The organism is Lacticaseibacillus pantheris DSM 15945 = JCM 12539 = NBRC 106106 (assembly GCF_001591865.1).
GTDB lineage: Bacteria > Bacillota > Bacilli > Lactobacillales > Lactobacillaceae > Lacticaseibacillus > Lacticaseibacillus pantheris.
The window spans coordinates 1-6,737 of record NZ_BCVS01000121.1 but is presented as its reverse complement, the minus strand read 5'-3'; the positions used below and the strand labels follow the sequence as shown (position 1 = coordinate 6,737).

Annotated in this window: 6 protein-coding genes; 4 read left to right on the top strand and 2 right to left on the bottom strand. The window is 51.9% G+C overall.

All coding sequences use genetic code 11. From position 1 onward, the window contains the following. Positions 1–219 precede the first annotated feature (219 nt). Positions 220–567, top strand: a complete 348-nt coding sequence (gene rplS, locus LPA02S_RS10175) for a 50S ribosomal protein L19 (RefSeq protein ID WP_054649778.1) — start codon at positions 220–222, stop codon at positions 565–567. A gap of 103 nt (positions 568–670) precedes the next feature. Then, a complete protein-coding gene (locus tag LPA02S_RS10170; protein ID WP_054649780.1) occupies positions 671–898 on the top strand; it encodes a YneF family protein in 228 nt (75 codons plus the stop codon). 213 nt (positions 899–1,111) lie between these two features. On the opposite strand, the gene LPA02S_RS10165 is transcribed toward LPA02S_RS10170, so the two are convergent. Beyond that, a complete protein-coding gene (locus tag LPA02S_RS10165; protein WP_054649782.1) occupies positions 1,112–1,795 on the bottom strand; it encodes an NAD-dependent protein deacylase in 684 nt (227 codons plus the stop codon). Between the two features lie 236 nt (positions 1,796–2,031). Here LPA02S_RS10165 and LPA02S_RS10160 point away from each other — a divergent pair, with 236 nt between their 5' ends. Continuing rightward, positions 2,032–3,789 carry an ABC transporter ATP-binding protein gene (locus LPA02S_RS10160; protein WP_056956416.1) on the top strand — a complete coding sequence of 586 codons (1,758 nt, stop codon included), beginning with the start codon at positions 2,032–2,034 and terminating at the stop codon, positions 3,787–3,789. Next, positions 3,782–5,581 carry an ABC transporter ATP-binding protein gene (locus tag LPA02S_RS10155; protein WP_056956415.1) on the top strand — a complete coding sequence of 600 codons (1,800 nt, stop codon included), beginning with the start codon at positions 3,782–3,784 and terminating at the stop codon, positions 5,579–5,581. Before LPA02S_RS10160 ends, LPA02S_RS10155 begins: the two co-directional genes overlap by 8 nt. A 92-nt stretch (positions 5,582–5,673) precedes the next feature. Here the strand turns inward: LPA02S_RS10155 and LPA02S_RS10150 are convergent, their stop codons facing one another. Further along, positions 5,674–6,288: a TetR/AcrR family transcriptional regulator gene (locus LPA02S_RS10150; RefSeq protein ID WP_054649784.1), complete on the bottom strand. Its 615-nt coding sequence runs from the start codon at positions 6,286–6,288 to the stop codon at positions 5,674–5,676. Positions 6,289–6,737: the final 449 nt, after the last annotated feature.

Here is a 6,737-nt window from a genome sequence, read left to right as displayed (position 1 = left end):
GGAGTGCCCCACGAAAGCCGTAGCTCACCGGTCCGACCGACGCTGCCGATCTCTACATTGGGACGAGCTTCGACAAACTATTCCGTAAATTTGCCAAGGCCTACCCCTTTACAGGTATGGGGCCGGATGGTAAACTTACTAATTGTGGTAAACCACTAGCAACGATATTCCGCTGGTCACAGAGGGTGGTTATTGAATGTCGGCAAAGGAGAAAGATCTATGAATCAATTGATTAATGATATTACCAAGTCCCAGTTGCGCGATGATGTTCCTGACTTCCGCCCTGGTGACACTCTGCGTGTGCACGCCCGCATCGTCGAAGGCGACCGCGAACGTGTGCAACTGTTTGAAGGTGTCGTAATTAAGCGCCACGGCGTTGGCATCTCCGCTACTTACACTGTACGTAAGATTTCCAACGGTGTCGGTGTTGAACGTACTTTCCCAGTCCACTCACCACGTGTTGAGAAGATTGAGGTTGTTCGTCACGGTGCCGTTCGTCGCGCCAAGCTTTACTACCTGCGTGCACTGCGTGGGAAGGCAGCTCGTATTCGCGAAAAGCGTCGTTAAAGCTGTTTCGAGGCGACCGTTCCGGTCGCCTTTTTTTGGACGTGTGGCGGCCTGACTGTGTTACAGTTAAGGTATTCAACGACTTTGGGGAGGATTTACCGGCATGATTGGTATGTTGATCTTAGGGATCGTAATTGGTGCAATTATTGGTTTAATTGGTGGTTTCTTCGGTGCGCGTGCGTACATGAAGAAGTACTTCCAGGACAACCCGCCAATTAACGAAGAAATGATGCGTACGATGATGATGCAGATGGGGCAGAAGCCATCCGCTAAGAAGCTCAATCAGATGATGAGCCAGATGAAGCAGGCACAGAAGCGTAACAACAAGTAGCCTGATATCATCACGATCGCAAAACGCTCCGCCAGTCCCGAATAGGGGAGGCGGGGCGTTTTTTTAGAGGGCGGAACAAGCCGTTTAGAAAGCGACGGATAAGCGTACCCGGACGAGAATTCCGTACTTGGATTCTTGCTCGGGTACGCTTATCCGTCGCTTTATGGCCCGTACAACCCGCTAACGCTGCCGAAACGTACATATTGGCCTAGACTAATGTAACTGGGCGAATACCGCCGTGGCGTCACCCGTCACCATGTGTGCGCCCGCAGGTAGCGGGAGTGGTGTTTTGTTGACAGCAACGATACTAGCAGTATGTGAGGCATACTTGAGTAAGCCGGCAAAGGGGTACACGACCAAGCTGGTCCCCACTACAACGAGCAAATCAGCTCTGGTGACGGCCGTTATCGCAGCCTGTACGGTGGTGGTAGGGATGGGTTCACCATATAGCACAATCCGTGGACGGATATTCCCGCCGTCGTTTTGGTGGGTGTAGCTTTGTTTGTATTCGGGCAAAGTGAATTGTTGACCACACTGCTCGCAGTACAGGTCATATTCGTTGCCGTGAAATTCTACGAGGTGGTTGGTGCCCGCCTGGCGATCAAGTCCGTCGATATTTTGGGTCACCACCGTGCCTTTACGATTAGCGATGGTGGCCATGCGTTGATGGATTACGTTCGGGCGAGCATCAGGGTAATACATGTTGTTGACCATAAAATCGTGGAACGCGGCGGGGTGTGCCCGCAGATTATCTACGGATAACGAGTACTCGGGATGATCGCTGTAGACGCCGGTTGCGGAACGAAAGCCGGGAATACCAGACGCCGTCGACACGCCGGCTCCCGTTAAAAAGCAAACGAATTCGGACTGATTAAGGGCACTTTGTAGGTCAAACATCATAATTACCTCCTCTTGGATTTGTGGTTGTGACTAACCACAGTATACTACCGCCGTGAATAATGCCGTACCAGCTTCTCCCGACGGTACCCACTTATTTTGGCGATTACCATACTCGTTATTCCGCCTAAACAAACACTCATGACAATTTAATTTTGCTTTAAGTCTTGAATTTATTTTTAACCAGTTTTACACTTGCATAATTGACGTTTAATAAACGGAGGGGGTTGATACAGTTGGGTATCTTTAAGCGGTTAGCGTGGTTTTTCCGCGAACAGCGGCGCAATTACGCCGTGGGCATTCTGGCGCTGTTCATGACCTCATTGATGAACTTGGTACCACCAAAGGTTATTGGGAGCATGGTTGATGCAATGAATGATCACGCCATGACGGCCCGTAAGCTCATTTTATGGCTTGGACTACTACTGGTTGCGGCAATTCTCCAGTTTTTGTTCCGGTATGGTTGGCGTATCCACATCTGGGGTGGTGCCGCAACTTTGGAACGCACGTTACGGACGCGACTCTTCTGGCACTTCATGCGGATGGATACCACGTTCTATCAGCGGCACCGTACGGGGGACTTGATGGCGCACGCTACCAACGACCTCAACGCCATTCAGAACGTGGCGGGCGGCGGTATCCTGACCCTCTTTGATTCCATCCTTACTGGGGGTACTACGCTCATTGCTATGGTCCTGGTGGTCGACTGGCGGTTGACGTTGGTGGCCATTTTACCCATGCCACTCTTAGCCGTCATGGCCCGCAAATTGGGGACGCGGTTGCACGATTCCTTTATTGAATCCCAGGCCGCCTTTTCACGCCTGAACGATAAGACGCAGGAGTCGGTGACTGGTATTAAGGTCATTAAAACGTTTGGGCAGGAAAAAGAGGATACGGCCGATTTTGACCAGATTGTTGACCGGACCATTAAGATTAACCGGCGTGTGAACATGATTGACTCGCTGTTCGATCCGACTACTACTTTGATTATGGGGATTACGTACCTCATCACCATTGTTTTTGGTGGCTATCTGGTCATGCAACATCAGATTACAATTGGTCAGCTGGTTTCCTTTGTGGCGTACGTGGCCGCCCTAGTGTGGCCCATGTTTGCGATTGGCCGGCTGTTTAACATCCTGGAACGTGGGAATGCCAGCTATGACCGGGTGGAAAAACTACTGGCCGAAAAAAGCGCCGTGGTTGAAGCACCGGAAGCGATTAAGACGCCGGCGACCGGGGATATTCGTTACGCGATTAACCAGTTTACGTATCCTGGTGATGACCACGCCGCACTCGTGGACGTACACTTTACCCTCCACGCAGGGCAAACTTTGGGCATTGTTGGCCGCGTGGGTGCGGGCAAAAGTACCATCTTTAAGCTGCTGATGCGCGAGTTTGACAACTATGATGGTGTGATTGAGTTTGGTGGTCACGACATTCGTAAATATTCGCTGGATGCCCTGCTGGATGCCATCGGTTACGTACCACAAGATAACTTTCTATTTTCAACCACGGTGGGAAATAATATTCGCTTTAGCGCGTACAACGAAAATGCGGCGGCAGTTGAGGCCGCGGCCCGTACTAGTGCTGTACACGACGATATTTTAGGTTTTCCTGAGGGTTACCATACCGTGGTTGGTGAGCACGGGGTGAGCCTGTCTGGTGGACAAAAGCAACGGTTAGCCATCGCACGTGCGGTTATTGGCGGCCCTGAGCTGCTAATACTGGATGATGCCTTGTCAGCGGTTGATGCCCGTACCGAGGAAGAAATTCTGGAGCACATGCAGACCGATCGCGCCAACAAAACCACCATTATAGCTGCACACCGACTCAGTTCCGTGATGCACGCGGACCAAATAATCGTTGTGGATGGTGGTCGAATCATCGAGCGGGGTACTCATGACCAACTTTTGGCGGGCCACGGGTGGTACGCCGAAATGTGGGCACTGCAGCAGCTGGCAAGTCGGGTGGAAGGCGGTGACAGTCATGGCTGATAAGAATCAGTATCAATCTGCGTGGGCACAAAGCATTCCTGCGCGCGAACAGCTCAAAATTATTCGGCGACTTTTTACGTACGCAAAGCCGTATAAGCGCCAGTTTGGTTGGGCCATTGTCGGAGTCATTGGCATGTCCGCCATGAACATTGCGTTACCATTCATTCTGCAGGAATACATGGACCGTTATTTGCGGAACCTGTCGGCGACAACCGCAGTCATTTTGGGTGTTGCTAGCTTGTACGCGATGGGGACAATTATCAAGGCGTTTACCCAATTTTTCCAGTCGTTCCTCTTCCAGATGGGCAGTGAGCGCGGGTTGGAGGATGCACGTCGTCAATTGTTTGCCAAGTTGCACAAATTGGGGATGCGCTATTTTGATCAAACGCCGGCCGGCTCAATCGTTTCGCGGGTCACGAACGACACGATGACCTTCGCCGACTTTGCGAACGTTTGGCTTACCATCTTGGTGGGACTGACCAGTATCGTGACGTCCTTCGTGACGATGCTGATTATGGCGCCCAAAGTCGCGGGGTTGGTGCTGCTGTTTCTACCCATCCTTATGTTCGTGGTTTGGTACTACAACCACTTTGCAAGTAAAGTTTACCGGCACATGCGTGAACGGCTGTCAGAGCTGAACACCAAGCTGAACGAATCCATCGAGGGTATCCAGATTATCCAGCAATTTCGTCAGGAGCATCGGATTAGTGACGAGTTTGAGGAAATCAACGACGATTACCTCCGCTCCCGGCGGATGATGATTCGCACCAACAGCATCTTTCTGGGCTCAATGATTAGCTTTCTGTACAGTCTGGCTCTGGTGGTCGTGCTGGCCGCCTTTGGGGTCACGTCATTACACAGCTTCGTGGCGGCGGGGATGGTCTACGCGTTCACCACGTACGTACAAAACTTCTTCAACCCCATGACCAACATGATGGACAACCTGACGTTCTTGCAAGACGGGGTCGTGGCTGGCAGCCGTATTTTCCGGATCCTCGATAGTGAGGAGTACGCGCCGGCACAAAATCCTGGAGCGCACGCAGTCATGCAGCAGGGAAAAATTGAATTCCGCCACGTCAGCTTTGCCTACGACGGTGAGCACGAGATTCTCCACGACATTAGCTTTGTCGCGAATCCGGGCGAAACCGTTGCGCTGGTTGGGCATACCGGGAGTGGCAAAAGCTCGATTATCAACGTCATGATGCGGTTTTATAAATTTGGCGAGGGTCAGGTGCTGATTGATGACGTGGATATTCGCGATTATCCCGCTGAGGAACTGCGTCGCAAAATTGGCCTGGTCTTGCAGGACTCGTTCATGTTCTACGGCGATATTAGTAGCAATATTCGTCTGTACAATGACAGTATTACTGATGAACAGGTTATGGCGGCAGCCAAATTCGTCCAGGCGGACCGGTTCATTGAACAGCTGCCCGGCGACTACCAGGCGAAGGTCATCGAGGGTGGTAGCCAATTTAGCTCAGGACAGCGGCAACTGATCTCCTTTGCCCGCACCGTCGTCACTGATCCCAAAGTCCTAGTGCTGGACGAGGCTACGGCCAACATCGACACGGAGACTGAGAACCTCATTCAGGAAGGTTTACGGCGGCTTCGTCAGGGGCGGACGACCATTGCCATTGCGCACCGGCTTTCGACGATTAAGGATGCTAACCTCATTCTGGTATTGGATGCGGGCCGCATCGTCGAGCGGGGCACGCACGATGAGCTATTGGCGCAGAAGGGCCGATACTACGATATGTATGAACTGCAGACGGGCCATGACGAGTTGGACTAAACGCGGATAAATCAAAGGGGCCTTGGCCCTCAGCACCGTTACTAGTGCTGAGGGCCAAGGCCCCTTTAGTATCCAATTTGATGGCTGATGAGTTAATTGGTTGCTAGCGACGTGGATGGAGAATCGTCTTTGACCAGCCCCATCCCAGCGAGTCCGCCAACCGTCAGCTTCATTAACTGGTCGCGAATCTGGGTGACATCCATCCCGGTGGTTCCGGCCGCGTGGAGGCGAACCATCATCATCATGTTGGTCACGATAAAGTTGGCAATAATGGTGGCGGCACCATCTTCCTGGTGCACCTGGCTGACTAACTCGGCCTGAAGGAATTGCGTTAATTCCAACTGCACGCGGCGTGCGAGGAAACTATACTCACCGCTCGTCATCACGTAAGTGTAGAATTCACGGTTGCTGGTAAAGAACTCGTCAAAGACGTGCATGAAGAGTTCCCAGTTGTTTTGGTATTCCTCCATGGTGTGGGCGCCAAGCCGGGCGATGAGGTCCTGGGCGATGTCGTCAACGTAAGAGTCAGCGAGGTCCACAATTGAGTCGTAGTGCAGGTAGAAAGTTTTACGGTTAATGCCGGCGTGTGCGGCAAGTTGCGAGACGGTGATTCCGTGCCCGTCGTGGTCGGCCAGCACCATCTCTTCGAAGGCCTGCTTAATGGCGTGCTGGGTTCGGATTACTCGCCGGTCGTTTGCGTTTTTCATGTTGCGGCACCCCCAAAAATGTTGTACCTCAATCTTACTCCTTTTGTGGCTTAAACAACAAGGATCATAATTGTGGGGTTTTTGGGGGGAGAACGCGCTGGTGGTCACGCAAGCAAAAGGTCGACTTGAATGCCAGCCCCTCCAACCTTTGTCGTGGAAAATGATACTGCATGCACAAGAACGCGACGGGCAGGTACCATTACATAAAGGCTAATCGCACTTTAAAATAAATTTTTGTGAATGATTCGGCGTTCCCGCGTTATTCGTGCTTATTAAAACGAGCTCCGCAGGCCAGAAACCGACGTATAAACATACCCGAACAAGAATCCAAGTGCGGGATTCTCGCCCGGGTATGCTTATACTTTGCTTTCTAAACGGCCTGCTGCGCTCTCTGGTTTCTAAACGAGCTCCGCAGGCCAGAAACCGACGTATAAGCAAGACCGAACAAG

Coding starts and splice junctions, on each gene's coding strand:
- LPA02S_RS10170 (WP_054649780.1), top strand. CDS start 671: ATGATTGGTATGTTGATCTTAGGGATCGTAATTGGTGCAATTATTGGT.
- rplS (WP_054649778.1), top strand. CDS start 220: ATGAATCAATTGATTAATGATATTACCAAGTCCCAGTTGCGCGATGAT.
- LPA02S_RS10155 (WP_056956415.1), top strand. CDS start 3,782: ATGGCTGATAAGAATCAGTATCAATCTGCGTGGGCACAAAGCATTCCT.
- LPA02S_RS10150 (WP_054649784.1), bottom strand. CDS start 6,288: ATGAAAAACGCAAACGACCGGCGAGTAATCCGAACCCAGCACGCCATT.
- LPA02S_RS10165 (WP_054649782.1), bottom strand. CDS start 1,795: ATGTTTGACCTACAAAGTGCCCTTAATCAGTCCGAATTCGTTTGCTTT.